The sequence below is a fragment of the Cupriavidus mimosae genome, from assembly GCF_023952485.1.
Classification (GTDB): Bacteria; Pseudomonadota; Gammaproteobacteria; order Burkholderiales; family Burkholderiaceae; genus Cupriavidus; species Cupriavidus taiwanensis_C.
Genome location: NZ_JALHRY010000007.1, coordinates 36,617 through 55,135, shown reverse-complemented (window position 1 = coordinate 55,135; position 18,519 = coordinate 36,617). Strand labels below are relative to the sequence as shown.

The window sequence follows — 18,519 nt, the reverse complement described above, 5'->3', positions numbered from 1 at the left end:
CAACGCCGTCCGGCGGCTCATGGCTTTTCCTGCCACACCGCGATGCCGCCCGAGGTCCCGGTGCGGCCATCCAGACCGATCTCAATGCGGGTCAGGTCTTCGCCAACCACCAATCCACCGGCATAGGTCTTGCGGACCCGCTCGACGATCTGCCCGACGGTGGCATCGCCGTTCAGGCCGATGTGGCTGAACACGGCCAGTTTCGGCGCCGCGGCCTGGAACACGCGCGCGGCGTCCTCGGGCGAGGACAGGTGGTCGTAGATGGCGCGGTACGCAGGGTTGGAAGCGAGCAGCGCATCCGGGATCAGCGTGACGCAATGCACCAGCACGTCCGCGTTCCTGGCCTGCGCCACCACGGCGGGGCTGAAGCGGGTATCGCCCGACAGCACCACCGAACGGCCGCGATAGTCAATGCGGTAGCCGTACGACGGGCGGATGTGGTCGCCGTGGTCGTTCTCGAAGGTGGTCACGCGCACGCCGTCCTTCTCGTAGACAACGCCGGGGGCGACGTCGTGCGCGTCGATGGTGATGCCGGTCAGCGCGCTGCCCTCGTCCTTGTGCCGGATCGCGATGTCGGCGGCAAAGGCCTGGCGCAGGCCGTCCGCCAGCGCGCGCGTGCCCGCCGGGCCGTACAGCGCCATGGGCCGGTCGCGGCGGCCGTAGGGCGGGCGCAGCCAGCCGGTCAGCCACAGGTCGGGCAGGCCCACCAGGTGGTCGGAATGGAAATGCGTGAGGAAATGCGCATCGACGCTGCCCAGCGGAATCCGCAGCTGCCACAGGCGCACCGATACGTTGCGGCCGAAATCGAAGACCAGTTTCTGGCCACCGGCCTCCACCAGCGTGCTGTAGCCGGCGCGGGCTGGCGACGGCACCGGCGTGCCCGTGCCCAGCAGCGTCACACGGAAGCGATCGGTGTCCTCGGCGCCGCCAGCGCGGGGGGCGGCCGTCGCAGTGGTTGCGGCACCGGTAGCCACCGGTGTGGTGGCGGGCGCGGCGGCGGCGAGCGCCGCAGCGCAGGTCATGACGATGCCGGTCAGCACCGACAGCAAGCGGGATGGTTTCATCGTTCTACCTCTTGAAAGAATGCCGCAACGGCTCAGAAGATCTGCTTGATGCCAAGCATGACGCCGGCCTGGTTGCCACCGGCTACGGGATTGCCGCCGGGGCTGCCGCCGCTGACCGACAGCGCCGACTGGCCGCGATTGTCGATATAGCCTGCGGTGGCATAGACGGAGGTACGTTTCGAGAACGCATAGGTGCCGCGGATCGCGCCAAGCCAGGCTCCGTTCGCGCTGTGGCGGTAGCTCAGGTAATAGATTTCGCCGGCGAGGTTGAACGCGGGCGTGATGTCATGCGAGACGCCCGCGAACCACAGATCGCTGCGCGGCGTGGCGCTGGCCTGGTTGTTGCGCGACAGCAGCCCGAGGCCCAGCTTGGTCCGCTGCAGCAGCAGGTAGCCGCCCAGCGAGAAGCGATCGTCTTTCAGGCTGCTGCGGGTCAGGCCGCCAAAGGCGCCGGGGCCGCCGCGCAGCGAATCGTAGGCGGCGCTCACGCCCCACCAGTCGGTCTCGTACATCAGCATGGCCGACCATTCGCGGCAGGCCCGTGCATCCGCGGGGTTCTCGCCCGCGCAGTTGGTGCCGGCCGGTCCCGGCCCGGCGTTGACGCCATCGCGGCCCAGGCTGTACGTCGCACCGACCGTGAAGCCGCCGAACTTGCCCTTGTACGACACCGCGTTGTCGGCGCGCGTGTTGGGGATATAGCTGTCGATCGAGCCTACGCCATACACGTTGGAGGTCAGGATGTCGGTATCGAGCCTGGCCCAGAACAGCATGGTGTACTGGCGCCCGAACCCGACCTGTCCCCACGGGCCGCTCAGCCCGACGAAGGCCTGGCGCCCGAACAGGCGCGCGCCCTGGTTCGACACCCCGGAGTCGGGCGCAAACCCCGATTCGAGCACGAACACGCTCTTCAGCCCGTGGCCAAGGTCCTCGGTGCCGCGCAGGCCCCAACGCGACGGCACGGTCGCCGCCAACGACGGCTGGCGCACCAGGGTACTGCCCGCCGCGCTAACGTGGTTCAGCATTTCCACGCCTGTATCGATGACGCCGTAGAGGGTCACGGACTGGGCCGCCGCCGCCATTGGCATGGCGGCGATCAGTGCTGCCGCGATGCGTATTTTCATGTTTGCCTCCTCCTGGCCGGGCCGAGTCCCCGCGGATCTGCCTGACCGTTGAATGTTCATATTTGAACATCTGTTTCTTTATTGAACCAATAGGCGCGAATCATATCGCTGTCTGCTGCGCAGGCGGAGTGGGGAAACTACCAACCGGGGGAAACGCGGTATGTGGCCGAAGGCGGATCGGTGGCGCGCACGCCGGTCTTGCTACACGCACCATTTACAAACCGTGCCCCTTGCACGGGTTACGGCAACGCGCCGCGACGGTGGCCCGGAACCTGCAAGGGCTTGCTGCCCCGATCCACCCTTCAGGAGCCCGCCATGAGCATCTTCAAGGACATCCTCAACAAGCTGCTGGGCAAGGACAAGCCCGCGGCCACCACCACGGCGACCACCGCGAGCACCCCACCCGCCGCCGGAACACCGACTTCAGCGGGCGCACCAGCCGGCACTGCGCCAACCGCCGGCACCGGCGCGGCGCCTGCGGGCAACGTCCAGGGCACCACCGGCGCGCCGGCCGCGGCCCAGGCCACGCCGCTGTCGGGCGTCGATGTCGAGGCCATCATGGACCGGATGGCGCAGCAGAGCGGGCAGACGCTGAACTGGCGCACCTCCATCGTCGATACGATGAAGGCGCTCGGGATCGACAGCAGCCTGGAACACCGCAAGGAACTGGCGCGCGAGCTGCACTACACCGGCGACATGAACGATTCCGCGGCGATGAACGTGTGGCTGCACAAGCGCCTGATGCAGGAGTTGGCCGCCAACGGCGGCAAGCTGCCGAAGGAATTGTCCTGAGCGATGAAGTGAAAGGCGGCGCCGGGCTGGCACCGCGGCAGGCTCAGCCCGCGATGCCGGCCCAGCGCAGGTGCCGCGCCCAGTCGGCTTCGCTGATCACGCCGGACACGCCCTGCCGCTGGCCATCGGCGCGATAGAAGTAGGTGCGCGGCATTTCGCCCATCCAGTCCGGATCGACCGCATAGCGCAGCCGCTCCTGCGGCTCGTGCCCGAAGACCCACGCATTGCGCGTGAGTCTGACGCGTTCGAGCATCTTTTGCACCTGCTGCGAGGCGTCGGCACTGTCCGTTGCCAGCGTGACGACGCGCAAGTCCGGATGCCGCGCCCGCAGCTTGCCGAGCGCCTCGAAGTTGCGCTTGCAATAGACGCAATCCAGCGACCACACCACCAGCACGAAGGGCTTGCCCTGCTGGCTGGCGGCGATGCGCGCGGCGCTGGCGGATTCGAACACGGCGACGCGATCGGCGGCATTGGCGGTGCCGAGCATCAGCGCGCACGCGGTAACCGCGGCAGTCAGGGCGGCAGCGAGGAGTTGGCGGCGCGATCGCATCATGCGCCCTCCTGCCCAAGCGCGAAGACCTGGAAGCCCTCGGCCTCGGTGCGCCATAGCACGTAGGCACGGCCGGCATGCTGCAGCAGGTGCGGCTGGTCGGAATCGCGCTCGGTGCCGGCCAGCTTGCGAGTCTGCCAGGTCTTGCCGCCATCGTGCGACAGCATGGCGGAAAGCCGCGTCTTCTGGCCATCGAACGACTTCCACACCACCGCGATGTCGTGGTCATTGAGCGCGACGATATCGGCATGCTGTGCGCGCGGGTCATCGAGCGCGCGTTGCGCCTGCAGCTTGCCGTCGCGCCAGCGCCCCACCGACACCGTCGGCTTGCCGTCGCGCACGCTGAACCAGACCATGTGCACCGTGCCGTCCGGCGCCACCGAAGCGCCGGGGCCGTGGTGCGGGCACGCGTCGATGCGCCAGTCGTCGAAGCTGGCGCGCTGCATCGGCGTGGCCTTGCCGTCGGCGCCCAGCAGCGCCAGCGCGTGGTCGCGCGCGTTGGGCGGGAACACATGACGCCACAGCGCCAGCATCCTGCCGTCGGGGGTGGGCGTCAGCGCGATGCGGCAGCATTCGCACGACTGGTCGGCGATCTTGTAGTCGCCCTGGAAGGTCTTGCCGTGATCGGCCGACACCGCGTAGTAGATCGCGGCGCCGGCATACGGCTGCTTGCGCGCCTCGGCGGCGGCCACGTCGCGCTTGTCGATCCAGCTGACAAAGACGCGCCCGGCCGGGTCCACCGCAAGGGCGTCGAAGCGATGCGCAATCTGGTCGCGGTTGGCATGCACCGTCAGCGGCTCGGCAAAGGACTTGCCGCCGTCGGTGGAGCGCGCAAAGCGGATAAAGCCGGTCCACGGCGTGGGCAGCGGCTGGGTCCAGGTGATGTAGACCTGCCCGTCGGGCCCCGTGGCCACCTTGGGACGGCTTTCATGATCGGCGGCGACCGGCTCCGGCGTGGCGTTGACATGCCGCGCCGCGCTGAAGCTGCGACCGTAGTCCGTCGACGACCGCACCGCGACATGCTGGCCATCCTTGTAGGCAATCCACAGCCTGCCGTCGCGGTCGAAGGCCGCGCCGGTGCCGAGTTCGCTCATTTTCGCCCTGGCCTGGCCGCCGTGGCTGGCGTGGCCGCCGTGCGCCTGCGCGGCCACGGCGGCCGACGCCAGCGTGGCGCAGGCCACCAGTCCCGCAGCGATCAGGCGGTACGCGCGGCGGGCGCCTGGCATGGTGGAGGTCAGCGTGTTCACGTGCTCAGAAGGAAAGTTTCGCCTCGGCGTAGAACGTCCGGCCCGGGTACGGGTGGTAGACGTAATAGCGCTGGTCGGTGAGGTTGTCGATGCCAAGCCCGAGCCGCACATTGCGCGCGGGCTTGTACGTCACCTTGACGTCGAAGGTCAGGAAGCTGCTGGTGCCGCCGAAGGTGTCGGGGTTGTGGTCCGAATTGTCGAGCGTATTGTACTGCCGGCCCGAATAGGTCATCGCCAGCGTGCCGGCCCACGCCGGCGTGAAGCGATAGGTGCCCACCAGGTTGGCGCGCCACTTAGGGATGCGATAGAAATACTTGCCCACCGAGGCCGGGTTGTTGGCGTTCTCCAGCGTCTTCGAATGGTTGTAGGCGCCGCTGGCCGAGAGGTCGAAGCCGCTCACCAGCACGTCGCGCCCATCGTAGGCCAGCTCGATGCCGCGCGTGCGCACCCGGTCGACGTTCTGGAAACTGGTGACGGTGGGGAACACCGTGGTGTTGGTCTGGCTGACCAGCGCATCGCGGATATCGTCCTCGTACAGCGAGACCCGGAAATTCGACGCCTCCACCGTGCGCTCGAAGGTCAGGTCCTTCGAGAACGAGCGCTCGGGCCGCAGGTTGGGATCGTTGTTGATCAGCGCGGTACCGGTGATGCGACCCTGGAACAGCTCGCTGACGGTCGGGTAGCGATAGGCCTGGCCCAGCGACAGCCGGCCCAGCCAGTCCTGCCCCAACGCCTTCTCCAGCGCCAGCTTGGGCGACCAGTTGGATTCGCTGCGCACCGGATAGCCGATATCCACGCCAGGCTGGCTGCGGCTGCCGTCATAGGCGCGCCAGTGCTCGTAGCGCACGCCCGGGATCAGCTTCCAGTCCTCGGCGAAGTACCAGGCGTCCTGCGCGTAGAGCGCCTGGGTCTCGGTCTTGCCGGCGAAGGCATTGTTGAACGCGGTGATGGTGGCCGCGCGCCAGTCCGAGGTGTTGTAGGTGGTGTTGCTCAGCCGGTAGTTGTCATAGTGGTAGCCGAAGGTGACCCAGTGCCCGCCCTGCAGGCGCTCGGGGCGGTAATCTGCTTTCAGGTCGAGCGTGCGCCAGCCGGTGCCGTCGCCATAGGTGACCGTGCCCGGTCCGTTGCCGACGGTGTTGGCGCTGCGGCTCACGTCCTTGCTGACATCGAACAGCGACGCTACCCCGGAAAAATTCCACCCCGTCTGGTTGCGCGTGCGCAGCGACAGGCCGTAGAGCCAGCGTGCATCCTCGCCATTGCCGGGCGCAAAGGCGTTGGCTGGAATCACGTACTGGTAGCCGCCGATGTTCACCGGACCGCCGGACACCACGTTGCCATTGGCATCGCGCAGGTAGCTGCCGGTGGCGTTGGAGCGGTCCTGCTGCCAGTAGGCAGCGGTGAACTGCGCCTGCAGCGTGCTGGTGATGTCGTAGCCGAGCTTGAGCTTGAGCTGGTCCTGCACCGTATGCGTAACGCCCTCGCTGTTCACGCCCATCACCACGCGGTCGCGGCCGCTCTGGTCCTGGTCGAAATAGGCCCCCGAGACCGGCGTGTCGGCGGCGCCCGCGGGCCGCTCCGAGCGCGACGCGGTATAGAAGCTGAGCGGCTGGCTCTTGCTGTCCTGCCGGTCCACGCTGACCAGCCACGAGAACGCGCCGACGCGGTCGCCCACATAGGCGTTGGCATGCACCCCGTTGAAGTTATCGTGGGTGCCGTACAGGCCGAAGCGCTGCGTGAACAGCTGCACGCTGGCATCGCCCTCGAACTTCTCCGGCGTGCGCGTGGTGATCAGCACCGTCGCGCCCAGCGAATTGCCGGGATACAGCGCCGAATACGGCCCGTACAGCACGTCCATACGCTCGATCTCGGCGGCATTGACCAGCGACCAGCGCGGCGGGAAGCTGAAGTCCGAGCCCAGCAGGTTGGACAGCAGCAGCCCGTCCGCATAGACCAGCCCGCGTGCCGACTGGCGCGAACTGGTGCTGCGCACCGAAATGATCGAATTCATATCGCCGATAAAGCGCTTGCGCACGGCGAGGTTGGGCGCGTACTTGAGCGCGTCCTCGGTATTGACCACGTTAAAGTCGGCCATGCGCGTGCTGCTGATGCCATACGCCGGCGCCGGCGTGTTGGGCGGGATCGCCGGCGTCTCGCCGCGTTCGGGGCGGGCCGATACCACCACCTCCTGCAGCGGCGCGGGCGCCTCCACGGGTGCCTCCACCCCTTGGGCGGCGGCCACGGCGGGGCCCATCAGCACTGCCGAAACGGCCAGTGCAATGCGGTGTTTCTTCACTGAATGCCTTGTTGTCGTCGTTGTGGGCTCGCCGCGCCTGCGCGGCAGCAGGCGCTCCTCCCGGGCGCCCCCGAGCTTCCCCGATAGCGAGCGCTGACATTTTATGGCGCCGGAAGCCATTGGCCGATGCGACATAGCGACGCGGCCAGCGCAGCCATATCCGCATGCATCCGTGTTAACCCGTATATCCAATACGGGGCCTTGTCACTACATTGCCCCGACTGGCGTCAAGCCAGCGTGATGCAGGGAGAGACTGTCGCGGCGCCCGCCGCGCACGGCGCCGAAGGAGCAACCGCCCCGGAAACTCTCAGGCAAAAGGACCGGCATCACCCGTCAGTGCACTCTGAAGAATGCCGGACGCCATCGTCCGCCCGGCATACCGAAGGAGCAAGCGCGCCCGCCCCAGTGGCAAGGCGTCGTGAATCTCTCAGGTCCAGAACAGAGGGGGCGTCCTACACGCATGTCGCGTGCGGACTCCCACCCTTCGACGTTCCTGGATCCTGCAGATCATGAAGACAATCGCTGTCATCGGCGGTGGCATCACCGGTGTCACCACCGCCTACGCGCTGGCGCGGCGCGGATTCTCCGTCACGCTGTTCGAACGGCATCGCTATGCCGCCATGGAGACCTCGTTCGCCAACGGCGGCCAGCTCTCCGCATCCAACGCCGAGGTATGGACCCACTGGTCCACCATCGTCAAGGGGATGAAGTGGATGCTGCGCAAGGATGCGCCGCTGCTGGTCAATCCCCGGCCCAGCTGGCACAAGCTGTCGTGGTTCGCCGAGTTCATCGCGTCGATTCCCCACTACCGCCGCAACACCATCGAGACCGCGCGCCTGGCCATCGCCGCGCGCGAGCACCTGTTTGCCTGGGCGGCGCAGGAAGGCATCGATTTCGATCTGAAGAAGGAAGGCATTCTCCATATCTACCGCGACCAGGCCGGCTTCGAGCATGCCGGCCGCGTCTCCGCGCTGCTGGCGCAGGGCGGGCTCGAGCGGCGCGCGGTGACCCCGCAGGAGATGCGCGCGATCGAGCCGACGCTGGCGGGCTCCTACTACGGCGGCTACTTCACCGAAAGCGATTCGACCGGCGACATCCACAAGTTCACCAGCGGCCTGGCCGCCGCCGCTGCTCGCCTGGGCGTGCGCTGCCGGTACGGCCAGGACGTGCGCGCGGTGAAGACGGACGGACGGCATGCCACCGTCACCGTGCAGGACGGCGCGGACAGCGCCAGCTCTACCTTCGACGGAGCCGTGATCTGCGCAGGCATCGCAAGCCGCGCCCTGGCGGCAGGGCTGGGCGACCGCGTCAACATCTATCCGGTCAAGGGCTATTCGATCACGGTCAACCTGACCGACGACGCCAGCCGCGCCGCGGCACCGGTGGTCAGCCTGCTCGACGACGAAACCAAGCTGGTCACCAGCCGCCTCGGCCACGACCGCTTCCGCGTCGCCGGCACCGCCGAGTTCAACGGCACCAACCGCGATATCCGCGCCGACCGCATCCGCCCGCTGGTGGACTGGGTGCAGCAGTGCTTCCCCGGCGTCAGCACGCGCAGCGTGGTGCCATGGGCCGGGCTGCGGCCGATGCTGCCCGACATGCTGCCGCGCGTGGGGCGCGGCCGCTCCGCCTGCATCTTCTACAACACCGGCCATGGGCATTTGGGGTGGACCTTGTCGGCGGTGACGGCGGAGATGGTGGCGGGGGTTGTGGACCAGGCAATGGGGAGTGCGCCGGCGATGGTGCCTGGCGCGGTTTTGGCGCCGGTGCGGGCGTGAGGCGGCGGAGGCAAAGGGCTTAGCACGCAAGCGCATTTCCAAGAGTCAGCGATTTCTGAATCCGTTGCCCGGATTCAAACTTCGCGCGTCCCTGGAAATGCGACATCTCTCATCGATTCCCCGGTACCGACAGGAAATACTGGTGGCGTCATCGGACCACCGATGATCGGGTGTGGAAAGCCCGGATGTATAAGGTGGACAGGCGTTGCGCTTGTAGCGGGCAACGCCTGTGTGTTCGCACGAACCAAGCCGGCTCCCTGGCGGGCCGGGCGAGGCAGCCGCAAGGCTGACCGGTTCCCCACCTTTGACCGGTCTTTCCACCCTCGCCGTCTGGCCCGCCGCCCTCATGTGGAAATGAGTGGCGCGCCTTTACTAGTGGGGAACTTATGGCAACGATCGATGAAATCACAAACGACTGTCTTCAGCAGGTTCGCGCAGGAATTGAAGGGGTTCTCGTACTGCTGGATCACGAAAGCGAAAGTTCGGACGGCTGCTTCAGTGCGCTGTGTCTGCTTGGCATGGTGAAGATGCAGCTGGATGGGCTGATGGTTGAGCGAGAGCGGTTGCAATAGTGGCTGACGGGTGTGACAGTGAGTTTGGGATGTCACACCCTTGTTCTGCGGGAAGCACCTTGAAACACCGCCTGCAAACCGGCCCTCATTGATCCTGAACGATCACGCTTTGACAGGCTCTCTTTAGTCGTTAAGCGTCAGTTCGGTTACTGATTCTGACGATAGCGCAGTCGTATGTTCGGTGGCCAAAGACCGGCCACACGCAGCTACAGCTGAAATGGGGCGGCGAAGCCACACACTCACTGTGCCTTCGTCACAAAAATTTCACTTCACACACTTCCATTATTCGACTATCGTCGAAAAATGGAAACCGATCACGCCCTTGATGCGCTTGCCGCGCTCGCCCATTCGATACGTTTGTCCGTGTTCCGGCTGCTCGTGCAGGCCGGGCCTGGCGGCCTTCCCGCGGGCCGCATAGCCGAGTTGATGGACATGCCGGCGTCATCCCTCTCCTTTCACCTGAAGGAGTTGCACCGTGCCGGCTTGTTATCCAGCAGGCAGGACGGACGCTCGATCATTTACATGGCCCATTTCGAGACCATGAACGCACTGCTTGGCTACCTTACGGAAAACTGCTGCAGCGGCAATCCGTGCTCCCCTGTGTCCCAATGTTTCGTCGCCTCGGAGCCCAAATCATGAAGCGCTTCCACGTGCACGTCAGCGTCACCGACCTGTCTGCGAGCATTCGCTACTACTCAGCCCTCTTCGCGTCCGAGCCCACGGTCGTAAAAGAGGACTATGCGAAGTGGATGCTGGAGGATCCGCGCGTGAACTTCGCCATTTCGGCCCGTGGCGCGGAGACCGGCATCGACCACCTCGGGTTTCAGACAGACGACGCGGCCGAGCTGGCCGAACTGAAGCAGCGGGCCGAAGCGGCCGACATGGCGTTGCTCGACGAAGGCGAGACCACCTGCTGCTACGCCAAGAGCGAGAAGTACTGGGTCACGGATCCGCAAGGCATCGCGTGGGAGCACTTCCATACCCTGGGTAATGTGCCGGTGTACGGCGAATCCCGGAAAATCGATGCGGCGGGCCAGGAATCGGCCTGTTGCGCCCTCCGCGCTCCGAAGGGCAAGCCGATCGGCGTCGCGGTCAAGTCCACGCCGTCCTGCTGCTAAGGGTGCGTCCTCACACGCATTCCGATCCGCACCTCAATGATCTCGTAGCGCCCCATGACCACCAACGTACTGATTCTGTGCACCCACAACTCCGCCCGCAGTGTGCTGAGCGAGGGCATGTTGAACCATCTGGCCCGGCAGTCGGGCCGCGATGTGCGCGCCTATAGCGCCGGGAGCGCGCCAAGCGGGCGCATCAATCCATTCGCCCTCGAGGTGCTTGGCAATGCCGGCGTCGACGTCGACGACTTCCGCAGCAAGAGCTGGGACGAATTTGTCGGCGGGAATGCTCCCGAGATGCGGGTGGTCATCACGGTCTGCGACAGTGCCGCCGAAGAGCAGTGCCCGTATTGGCCGGGCAGCCCGGTCAAGGTGCATTGGGGCTACCCTGATCCGTCGAACACGGAAGGCGGCGACGAAAAGAAGCGGCAGGCATTCGAGTTGACACGTCAGGCCATCGGCTACCGCATGCTGCAATTGCTGGCGCTGCCGCTCGACACGCTGAGCAATGCGGAGCTGCAGGGCCATCTGAACCGTATCTCGCGAAGCTGAGCGTCATGGCCGATCTGCGCAACAGGCTGGGCGCCGAAGCCTTGGGAACGGCGCTGCTGCTGGCCATCGTCACCGGCTCGGGCATCATGGCCGAACGGCTTGCCGGCGGCAATGTCGCAGTCGCTCTGCTGGCCAACACGGCCGCCACGGTCGGTGGGCTGTATATCCTGATCGAGGTCTTTGGCCCGGTCAGCGGCGCGCACTTCAATCCAGCGGTGAGCGCGGTGATGGTGGCGCGGGGTGAACTGCCCGGCGCGGCGCTGCTGCCCTACATCGCGGCCCAGCTCGCAGGCGCGGTGCTGGGGGCCTGGCTCGCCCATGCCATGTTTGACATGACGATCCTGCAGCTTTCCAGCAAGGTCCGCAGCGGTCCGGGGCAATGGCTTGCTGAAACCGTCGCGACCGCCGGCCTGCTTCTGGTGATCCTGCGCGCGCCGGACGGGCGCGCCTCCGCCATGGTGGCGGCGTATATCGGCTCGGCATACTGGTTCACCGCATCCACATCGTTTGCCAATCCCGCAGCCGCGTTCGGGCGCATGTTCAGCGACAGCTTTGCGGGCATCGCACCGGCGAGCGTGCCGGGCTTCATGCTGGCGCAGTGTCTGGGCGCGGCCATCGGGCTGGGGCTGCACCGGCTGCTGGAGCCGCGTGCGTTGCCACACGGCCACCCCAACGTGATCGAAGCATCCGGCGAACACCCGGCGGACTGACGCCGACTGCAACGCAAGGACGGAGGATCAAATGACCATGGATCTGCCCAATGTGGTCCCGGCCGTGCTCGATACACCAGACCTGGCCAAGCTGCAACCGACTCGCGTCAGCACGCATCCGCCGCGCATCCTGCTGCTCTATGGCTCGCTGCGCGAAACGTCTTATAGCCGCCTGCTGGTGCAGGAAGCCGAGCGGATCCTGCAACATTTCGGCGCGCAGACTCGCGTCTTCGATCCGCATGACCTGCCGGTGTGCGACAGTGTTCCGGCGGATCATCCCAAAGTGGTTGAACTGCGCAAGCTCTCGGAGTGGTCGGAAGGTCAGGTGTGGTGCAGTCCCGAGCGGCACGGCACGCTGACCGCCGTATTCAAGAATCAGATCGACTGGCTGCCCCTGGAGATCGGAGCCATCCGACCGACTCAGGGTCGCACGCTCGCCGTGATGCAGGTTTGCGGCGGCTCGCAGTCGTTCAACGCGGTCAACGCGCTGCGCGTGCTGGGGCGCTGGATGCGCATGGTGACGATTCCGAACCAGTCATCGGTAGCCAAGGCATACCAGGAGTTCGACACCAACGGCCGCATGAAGCCGTCCTCTTACTATGACCGCGTGGTCGACGTGATGGAAGAACTTTACAAGTTCACCCTGCTCGTGCGTGATCGCAGCGACTACCTGACGGATCGCTACAGCGAGCGCAAGGAAGCGGCGCCGGCAAACGTCACCGCGCTCGCCGCGGCGGCCATGCGCCATGAACACGACGCGCAGGTCAGCGACACGGATAGCGGCGAAGTCGAATAGCCGGCCGATGGGATGGCCAGGAGCACCGGCTCCTGCCACGCCCGAAATCCCAACCCACGCTGGCTCGCCTGCATTTGGATGTATGCCCACTTTCAAGAGTCAGCGATTTCTGAATCCGTTGCGAGGATTCAAACTTCGCGCGCCCCTGGAAATGCCACATCTCTCATCGATTCCCCGGTACTGACAGGAAATACTGGTGGCGTCATCGGATCACCGATGATCGGGTGTGGAAAGCCCGGATGTCTGACGAGGACAGGCGTTGCGCTTGCAGCAAGCAACGCCTGTGCGCTCGCATGGTTCCATGGCGGGCCAAGCGAGGCAGCCGCAAGGCTGGCCGGTTCCCCTCGTCAGACCGGTCTTTCCACCCTCGTCGACTGGCCCGCCGCCCTCACGTGGAAAGGAGTGGCGCGCACTCACTTGTGAGGAATCAATGACGACGATCGATGAAATGACCAATGAATGCCTGCAGCAGGTTCGCGCTGGTATTGAAGGAGTTCTCGTACTCCTGGATCACGAAAGCGAAAACTCGGAGGGTTGCTTCAGTGCGCTGTGCCTGCTTGGCATGGTGAAGATGCAGCTTGATGGGTTGATGGTTGAGCGAGGGCGGCTGCAATAGCCGGCTGGCGGGTGTGACGGTGACTTTGCGCTGTCACACCTTGCTGCAGGAACCACCTAGGCGTCGTCATCCGTAGCGCCCTGACAGCATTGCCGAACTGGTCTTTAATCAACCTTGATCTTTGCGCTAGCTGCCAGCGATTTCCACGCCCGGATATCCCTCTGGATCACACGCGCAAACTGTTCCGGCGAATTCTTCTCCACCCACAGCAGGCCCTGCTGAGCGAAGCTGGCCTGCAATGCCGGCGCCACCATCACCCTGGCGATTTCCTCGTTTAGCCTCAGCACGATCCCGGCCGGCGTTCGGGCCGGGGCAAAGACGCCGTACCAGCCATCGAGATCCAGGTCGAAGCCTTGCTCCTTCAGCGTGCGCACCTCCGGCAGCATGGGCGAGCGCCGCGTGCCGGTCATGGCAACCGGCACCAGCTTGCGGGCCTGGATCAGTGACAGCGGCGAACGCGCGTCGACGAATGCAATGCTGACGACCCCGCCCTGCAGGTCGGTGAGCAGTTGCCCCATGGTCTTGTACGGAATATGCCGCATGCGCAGGTCGCGCTGGCGGGCAATGGCTTCCATCGCCAGGTGGCCGGTCGAGCCGACGCCCCACGTGCCGTACGCAAGGTTGGGATGCGCGCGGACATAGTCGACAAAGCTTGCAAGGTCGCGCACCGGCGTCTCGGCGGTTGCCACCAGCAGCACGCCGCCGGCGCTGACCTGGATCACCGGTGCCAGGTCCTGATTCGTGTCGTAGGGCATGTCGTCACGCAGCGCTGCGTTGATCGCGATCGCGGAGGCGTTGCTGAACAAGACGGTATAGCCGTCCGGCGCCGACTTGGCCGCCAGGTTGTTGCCGACAATGCCATTGGCGCCGGGCCGGTTCTCGACCACGACCGGTTGCCGCAGCGCGCGCGAGAGCGGGTCGGCGAACACCCTGGCGACGAGGTCGGTGCCCGAACCCGCACCGCCCGGCACGATCATCCGCAATGGGCGCGATGGCCAGATAGAGGGTGTCGGGGCCTGCGCGAACACGTTCGGCGCGAGACACGCCGCGATGGCGGCGGGAAGTGTGTCCTGTAACCACCTGCGTCGGTTCATCATTGTCTTCCTCGGAGATTGTCCTGCCATGCATTGACCGAGCGCCGCCGCCTGGCGCTGGATCTTGCGCCACGGCAGCGGGTGTATCGGTCGCCGGTGCTGCTCGGCCGCTCAGCCGCGCCTGGGCGGCGGCTGGAAGCCAACGAAGGCGCGATTCCAGGTGGGACTGATGACAAGCTCGTTGACCGTGGCGCGCGCCGGCAGGGACAGCACAAAGGCCACCGCCGCGGCCACGTCCTCCGGCTGCAGCATGCGCGCCAGATCTTCTGCGGCGGGCGGGGTGGGCCGGTTGATCAGGATGGGCGTGGCGGTCTCGCCGGGATAGATGGCGCAGGCGCGGATGCCGTTGGCGCACTCTTCCATCGCCAGGGACGTCGTCATGGCCGCCATGGCGTGCTTGCTGGCGCCGTAGGCGGCACCGGTCAATGCCGAGGCGTAGCGTCCGGCCCACGACGAGATATTGATGATGGTGCCTTCGCCCTGGTCGCGCATGCCGGGCAGCACCGCATGCATGCAGTAGAACGCGCCGTTGAGGTTGATGTCGATGACCTGGTCCCAGTCAGCCGGCGTCAGGCGGGACAGCTTGCGGTTGACCACGTTGATGCCGGCGGCGTTGACCAGGATATCGACGGCGCCGGCACGCTCCTGCAGCTGGCGGCCGGCGGCAGCGACAGCTTCAGGGTCGGAGACGTCCAGCGGCAGTGCGATCACGCGCTCATTGCCGCATTCTGCGACGAGACCGGCAACCGCCGCTTCGCTGCGCGCGGAAATCACGACGGTCGCGCCGGCTTGCCACAGCGACAGCGCGCAGGCGCGGCCGATGCCGCTGGAGCCGCCGGTGATCCAGGCGGTCTTGCCGTGAAGGGAAAGGATGGGGGCGTTCATTGCGAAAGATTCCTTGATCTGGGATAGCGGTAAGGGGGACGCTTCAATGCGTGGTCACGCCCATGATCTGGTTCACGTCATAGATCGGCGGGCGCGGGTTCTTGGCCCACGCGTCGGTCAGCAGGTAGCGCAGCCGGAAGCTCTCGGGCACGTCGGCCAGGCCCGGCGTGAACAGCCACAGCCGCAGCAGGTGGCGCTTGCGGTCCAGCTCGGGATGGTCCTCGTAGCTGGTGCGCGAATGCAGGACCACGTAGTTGTTCAGGAACTGCATGTCGCCGGGCGCCAGCTCCATGTCAATGCGAAAGCGCGGGTCCTGCGTGTATTCGTCGAATCTGTCAAGCGCGGCGATGTCCTCGGGCGCCAGCGGGGGCGCGTCGGGGAATCGCTGAGCGGTATTGATGAAGCTGCGGATATAGCGGTTGAACAGGCGGCCGTTGTGCCAGCTGAACACATGCGTCATCGTGTACGGCGCCTGGCCCGGCGCTTCCTCGTGCCGGCGGTCGAACGCAAAGGGCTGGTACAGCCGCGCCAGCAGTTCGGGATGCTCGCGCAGCATGGCGTTATGGATTGCCATGGAACTGGCGATGCTGCTCATGCCGCCGCGGCGCGCAGTGCGCAGGCACAGCAGCCCGACCACGTCGGCGCCATCGGTATGGAACGGCAGCCGATGGCGCGACTGATAGCCGCGCGCCGTCATGTCTGACTTCGGGTCCTTGCCAAGATCCCAGACATGGCCCAGCACGTCGCCGAACGCGTTCTGCGCAACCGCGCGGCCCAGATGCATGCCGATGCCCCAGTAGATCGTGCCGGCGTCCATCTTGGAATAGCGCTCGACCGGCAGCCCGCGCAGCAGCACCACGCCCAGTCCCCGCTCCAGGCGATGGCGCAGGTCTTCCAGCTTCGCGGCAAGGCTGCCGAGCGGAAACGTCTCCTTGCTGATGGCCGGCACGGCAAGGCCCAGCGATTTGCAATGCGCCAGCGCCGCCTCCAGCTGCACGATCTCGTCCGCGCTCAGCCAGACCACCCACTCACTCTCCTTCGCGGCAATGTCGCTGGCTTCCCACGCCGCCGGGGTCTCCACCGCCTTCAGTGCTGCTTGCGCCTGTGCTGTTTCCATTGCTGTCTCCTTGTTGTCGCGGCCATTGCCGGGCCGGTGCAGCCATTGTGCGAAGGCAGCGTGCGCATGACTAATGAAAGTTGATGCGTCTGACCAAACCAAAAGGTAATATCCCGCTGCGATGCTGTGGCATGACCGGCCTCACCGCAATGGATCAAGCTTGTTTCTAGGGGTTTTTCACCATGGACGCGATCGGCTTCCTGCGCAGCGGACTGAAGCTACGCCATCTCCGTCTGGTCATAGCACTGGAGGAACACCGGCAGGTCGCGCGGGTCGCGAACGCGTTGAACATCACGCAGCCGGCGGTATCGAAGGCGCTGGCCGAGGTCGAGGAAGGCCTGGGCTACCCCTTGTTCGTGCGGCGGCCCCGCGGCATCGAACCCACGCCGCACGGCATGATCTTCGTCAGCTATGCGCAGTCGATCCTGGACGAACTGGACCGCGCCGGCGACGAACTGCTGGCGCTGGGGCAAGGCGCCTGCGCCTCGATTGCGGTCGGCGCCATGCCCGGTTCAACGCTGGCGCTCGCGCCGCGCATCATCGCGCTGGCCAAGGCGCGGATGCCGACGCTGAACATCGCGGTGTACGAGGCGCCGATGGACGTGCTGATGGGCCAGTTGCGCACCGGCCGCCTTGATATCGTGCTGGGGGCGCTGTCGGAGCGCGCTACGGCCGGGGATATCGAGCAACACCACCTGTATGAGGAAGTGCTGCGGGTGGCGGTCCACCCGGAGCATCCGCTGGCAGCGTCAGCGACGGTGGACTGGCCCGACCTGGCGCCGTACCCGTGGGTTGTGCCGCCGCGCACCGCCCGGCTGCGCCAGAGCTTGGACGCGTCGCTGCGGCGCATGAAGGTGGAGGTGCCGGCCAACCATGTCGCGTCAGTATCGGCCGGCCTGGTGCTGGGCCTGCTGGCGGCGATGCAGGCGGTGGCAATGATGACCGGGCGCCTGGCGCGCACCTATGAAGCGCACGGCCTCGCCCATGTCCTTCCGCTCGAGATACCGGGCGTGCTGCTGCCGGTGTCCACTTTCACGCTGGCCGGCAAGGCCCCCTCGCCGGCTGTCGAACTGTTCCAGCAGTGCGCGGAACAGGCGGCGGCCGGCTGACTGGCCCGCTATTCCGGCGTGATGCCGTTGACCTTCACCACGCTGGCCCATGTGGCATAGTCGTTGCGCACCGTGCGCGCGAACTCGTCCGGCGTGGTCAGCGGCGGATCGGCCATCATGTTGAGCTGCTGGAAGCGCGTGGCGAGCGCCGGGGAGCGCAGCGCCTTGTTGATCTCGCGGTTCAGCGTCACGACGATCTCGCGCGGCGTGCCCTTGGGCACGAATAGCCCGTACCAGCCTTCGTTGGTCATCGGGAAGCCCTGCTCGGCCATGGTCGGGACATCGGGGAACGCGGGCGCACGGTGCTTGCCGGTGATGCCCAGCGGCCGGATCTTGCCGCTCTTCACCAGCGGCACCGAGGTGGTGATGTCGACGAAGGCGATCTTCAGCGCGCCGCCCTGCAGATCGGTCAGGATCGGCGGCACGCCCTTGTAGGGCACATGGGTCAGGTCGATGCCGGCCAGCGTATGCAGCTGTGCCATGGCGAGGTGTCCGCCCGAGCCGATCCCCCAGCTGCCGTAGTCATACTTGCCGGGCCGCGCCTTGACCGTTGCCACGAAGGACTTCATGTCCTTTGCCGGAAAGTCCGGCGTGACCACCAGCAGCACGCCGCCCGAGCCGATCTGCGCGACCGGCACCAGGTCCTCGACGATGTTGAACGGCAGCTTCGGCTGGATCGCCTGGTTCATCACGGTGGCCGAGGCGCTCGCCAGCAGCACGGTATGGCCATCCGGCTGCGCGCGCACGACGGCATCCACCGACAGTTGCCCGTTGGCGCCGGGCTTGTTGTCGACCACCACCGGTTGCTTCAGCGCCTGCGAGATCTGTTCGGCGAACACACGGGCCAGCACGTCGGGGCCGCTGCCTCCGGGGCTCGGCACGACCATGCGGATGGGGCGCGAGGGCCAGTTTCCCTGCGCAAGAACGGGGGCGGCTGCCAGCGCGGTGGCGGCCAGTACTGCGAAATGCCATGCGCGCTTGCCGCGGCATGTCGGGCTTGATTTCATATTGTCTCCATAAGCCCACGCCGCTTCTGTGAATGGCGATGCCCCTGGGTCGAGAAGGCATCGGAGGCGTGTGTGCACCGGGATTTTGCGCACGATCCAGC

Annotated in this window: 19 protein-coding genes and 2 riboswitches; of the genes, 10 read left to right on the top strand and 9 right to left on the bottom strand. The window is 66.1% G+C overall.

Annotated elements, in window-relative coordinates; all coding sequences use genetic code 11:
- Positions 1–17: 17 nt before the first annotated feature.
- Complete coding sequence (locus MKD50_RS14660; protein WP_252667442.1) at positions 18–1,064, bottom strand: MBL fold metallo-hydrolase; 1,047 nt, start codon at positions 1,062–1,064, stop codon at positions 18–20.
- Positions 1,065–1,096: 32 nt separating this feature from the next.
- On the bottom strand, positions 1,097–2,185 hold the full coding sequence (locus MKD50_RS14655) for a porin (protein WP_252667441.1): 1,089 nt from the start codon (positions 2,183–2,185) through the stop codon (positions 1,097–1,099).
- 315 nt (positions 2,186–2,500) lie between these two features.
- Between MKD50_RS14655 and MKD50_RS14650 the strand changes: the two genes are divergently transcribed.
- Positions 2,501–2,977, top strand: coding sequence for a DUF3597 domain-containing protein (locus tag MKD50_RS14650; RefSeq protein ID WP_252667440.1), 477 nt, complete (start codon positions 2,501–2,503; stop codon positions 2,975–2,977).
- A gap of 43 nt (positions 2,978–3,020) precedes the next feature.
- On the opposite strand, the gene MKD50_RS14645 is transcribed toward MKD50_RS14650, so the two are convergent.
- The 3 genes from MKD50_RS14645 to MKD50_RS14635 are packed head-to-tail and all read right to left on the bottom strand — an operon-like array spanning position 3,021 to position 7,067.
- Positions 3,021–3,530, bottom strand: a complete 510-nt coding sequence (locus MKD50_RS14645; RefSeq protein WP_252667439.1) for a TlpA family protein disulfide reductase — start codon at positions 3,528–3,530, stop codon at positions 3,021–3,023.
- Positions 3,527–4,753: a sialidase family protein gene (locus MKD50_RS14640; protein ID WP_256503745.1), complete on the bottom strand. Its 1,227-nt coding sequence runs from the start codon at positions 4,751–4,753 to the stop codon at positions 3,527–3,529. The genes MKD50_RS14645 and MKD50_RS14640 overlap by 4 nt, the downstream gene beginning before the upstream one ends.
- Before the next feature lie 25 nt (positions 4,754–4,778).
- Entirely contained in the window at positions 4,779–7,067 is a 2,289-nt protein-coding gene (locus MKD50_RS14635; protein WP_252667437.1) for a TonB-dependent receptor, read from the bottom strand.
- Between the two features lie 234 nt (positions 7,068–7,301).
- Positions 7,302–7,400, top strand: a riboswitch (glycine riboswitch).
- Positions 7,401–7,519: riboswitch (glycine riboswitch) on the top strand.
- Positions 7,520–7,534: 15 nt separating this feature from the next.
- Here MKD50_RS14635 and MKD50_RS14630 point away from each other — a divergent pair.
- The 8 genes from MKD50_RS14630 to MKD50_RS30730 all read left to right on the top strand — a co-directional run bounded on the left by MKD50_RS14630 (position 7,535) and on the right by MKD50_RS30730 (position 13,206).
- Complete coding sequence (locus MKD50_RS14630; RefSeq protein ID WP_371925349.1) at positions 7,535–8,845, top strand: D-amino acid dehydrogenase; 1,311 nt, start codon at positions 7,535–7,537, stop codon at positions 8,843–8,845.
- Between the two features lie 386 nt (positions 8,846–9,231).
- The gene (locus MKD50_RS14625) at positions 9,232–9,417 is read left to right on the top strand and encodes a DUF1484 family protein (RefSeq protein WP_116313453.1); all 186 of its coding nucleotides are present in this window, start codon (positions 9,232–9,234) and stop codon (positions 9,415–9,417) included.
- Between the two features lie 303 nt (positions 9,418–9,720).
- Positions 9,721–10,056: an ArsR/SmtB family transcription factor gene (locus tag MKD50_RS14620; protein ID WP_252667433.1), complete on the top strand. Its 336-nt coding sequence runs from the start codon at positions 9,721–9,723 to the stop codon at positions 10,054–10,056.
- Positions 10,053–10,535, top strand: a complete 483-nt coding sequence (locus MKD50_RS14615; RefSeq protein ID WP_252667431.1) for an ArsI/CadI family heavy metal resistance metalloenzyme — start codon at positions 10,053–10,055, stop codon at positions 10,533–10,535. Before MKD50_RS14620 ends, MKD50_RS14615 begins: the two co-directional genes overlap by 4 nt.
- 54 nt (positions 10,536–10,589) lie before the next feature.
- Entirely contained in the window at positions 10,590–11,084 is a 495-nt protein-coding gene (locus MKD50_RS14610; protein WP_252667430.1) for an arsenate reductase ArsC, read from the top strand.
- A gap of 5 nt (positions 11,085–11,089) precedes the next feature.
- Positions 11,090–11,794, top strand: coding sequence for an aquaporin (locus MKD50_RS14605; RefSeq protein ID WP_252667429.1), 705 nt, complete (start codon positions 11,090–11,092; stop codon positions 11,792–11,794).
- 31 nt (positions 11,795–11,825) lie between these two features.
- Entirely contained in the window at positions 11,826–12,590 is a 765-nt protein-coding gene (gene arsH, locus MKD50_RS14600) for an arsenical resistance protein ArsH (protein ID WP_252667428.1), read from the top strand.
- Between the two features lie 430 nt (positions 12,591–13,020).
- On the top strand, positions 13,021–13,206 hold the full coding sequence (locus tag MKD50_RS30730) for a DUF1484 family protein (protein ID WP_252667427.1): 186 nt from the start codon (positions 13,021–13,023) through the stop codon (positions 13,204–13,206).
- Between the two features lie 104 nt (positions 13,207–13,310).
- On the opposite strand, the gene MKD50_RS14590 is transcribed toward MKD50_RS30730, so the two are convergent.
- From MKD50_RS14590 to MKD50_RS14580, 3 genes are all read right to left on the bottom strand, one after another.
- A complete protein-coding gene (locus MKD50_RS14590; protein ID WP_252667426.1) occupies positions 13,311–14,183 on the bottom strand; it encodes a Bug family tripartite tricarboxylate transporter substrate binding protein in 873 nt (290 codons plus the stop codon).
- A 228-nt stretch (positions 14,184–14,411) separates the two neighbouring features.
- Positions 14,412–15,185 carry an SDR family oxidoreductase gene (locus MKD50_RS14585; protein ID WP_252667425.1) on the bottom strand — a complete coding sequence of 258 codons (774 nt, stop codon included), beginning with the start codon at positions 15,183–15,185 and terminating at the stop codon, positions 14,412–14,414.
- A 43-nt stretch (positions 15,186–15,228) separates the two neighbouring features.
- Positions 15,229–16,302, bottom strand: a complete 1,074-nt coding sequence (locus tag MKD50_RS14580; RefSeq protein WP_115681858.1) for a TauD/TfdA family dioxygenase — start codon at positions 16,300–16,302, stop codon at positions 15,229–15,231.
- A gap of 182 nt (positions 16,303–16,484) precedes the next feature.
- Here MKD50_RS14580 and MKD50_RS14575 point away from each other — a divergent pair, with 182 nt between their 5' ends.
- On the top strand, positions 16,485–17,411 hold the full coding sequence (locus MKD50_RS14575) for a LysR substrate-binding domain-containing protein (RefSeq protein ID WP_252667424.1): 927 nt from the start codon (positions 16,485–16,487) through the stop codon (positions 17,409–17,411).
- 8 nt (positions 17,412–17,419) lie between these two features.
- Here the strand turns inward: MKD50_RS14575 and MKD50_RS14570 are convergent, their stop codons facing one another.
- Positions 17,420–18,418: a Bug family tripartite tricarboxylate transporter substrate binding protein gene (locus tag MKD50_RS14570; protein ID WP_252667423.1), complete on the bottom strand. Its 999-nt coding sequence runs from the start codon at positions 18,416–18,418 to the stop codon at positions 17,420–17,422.
- Positions 18,419–18,519: the final 101 nt, after the last annotated feature.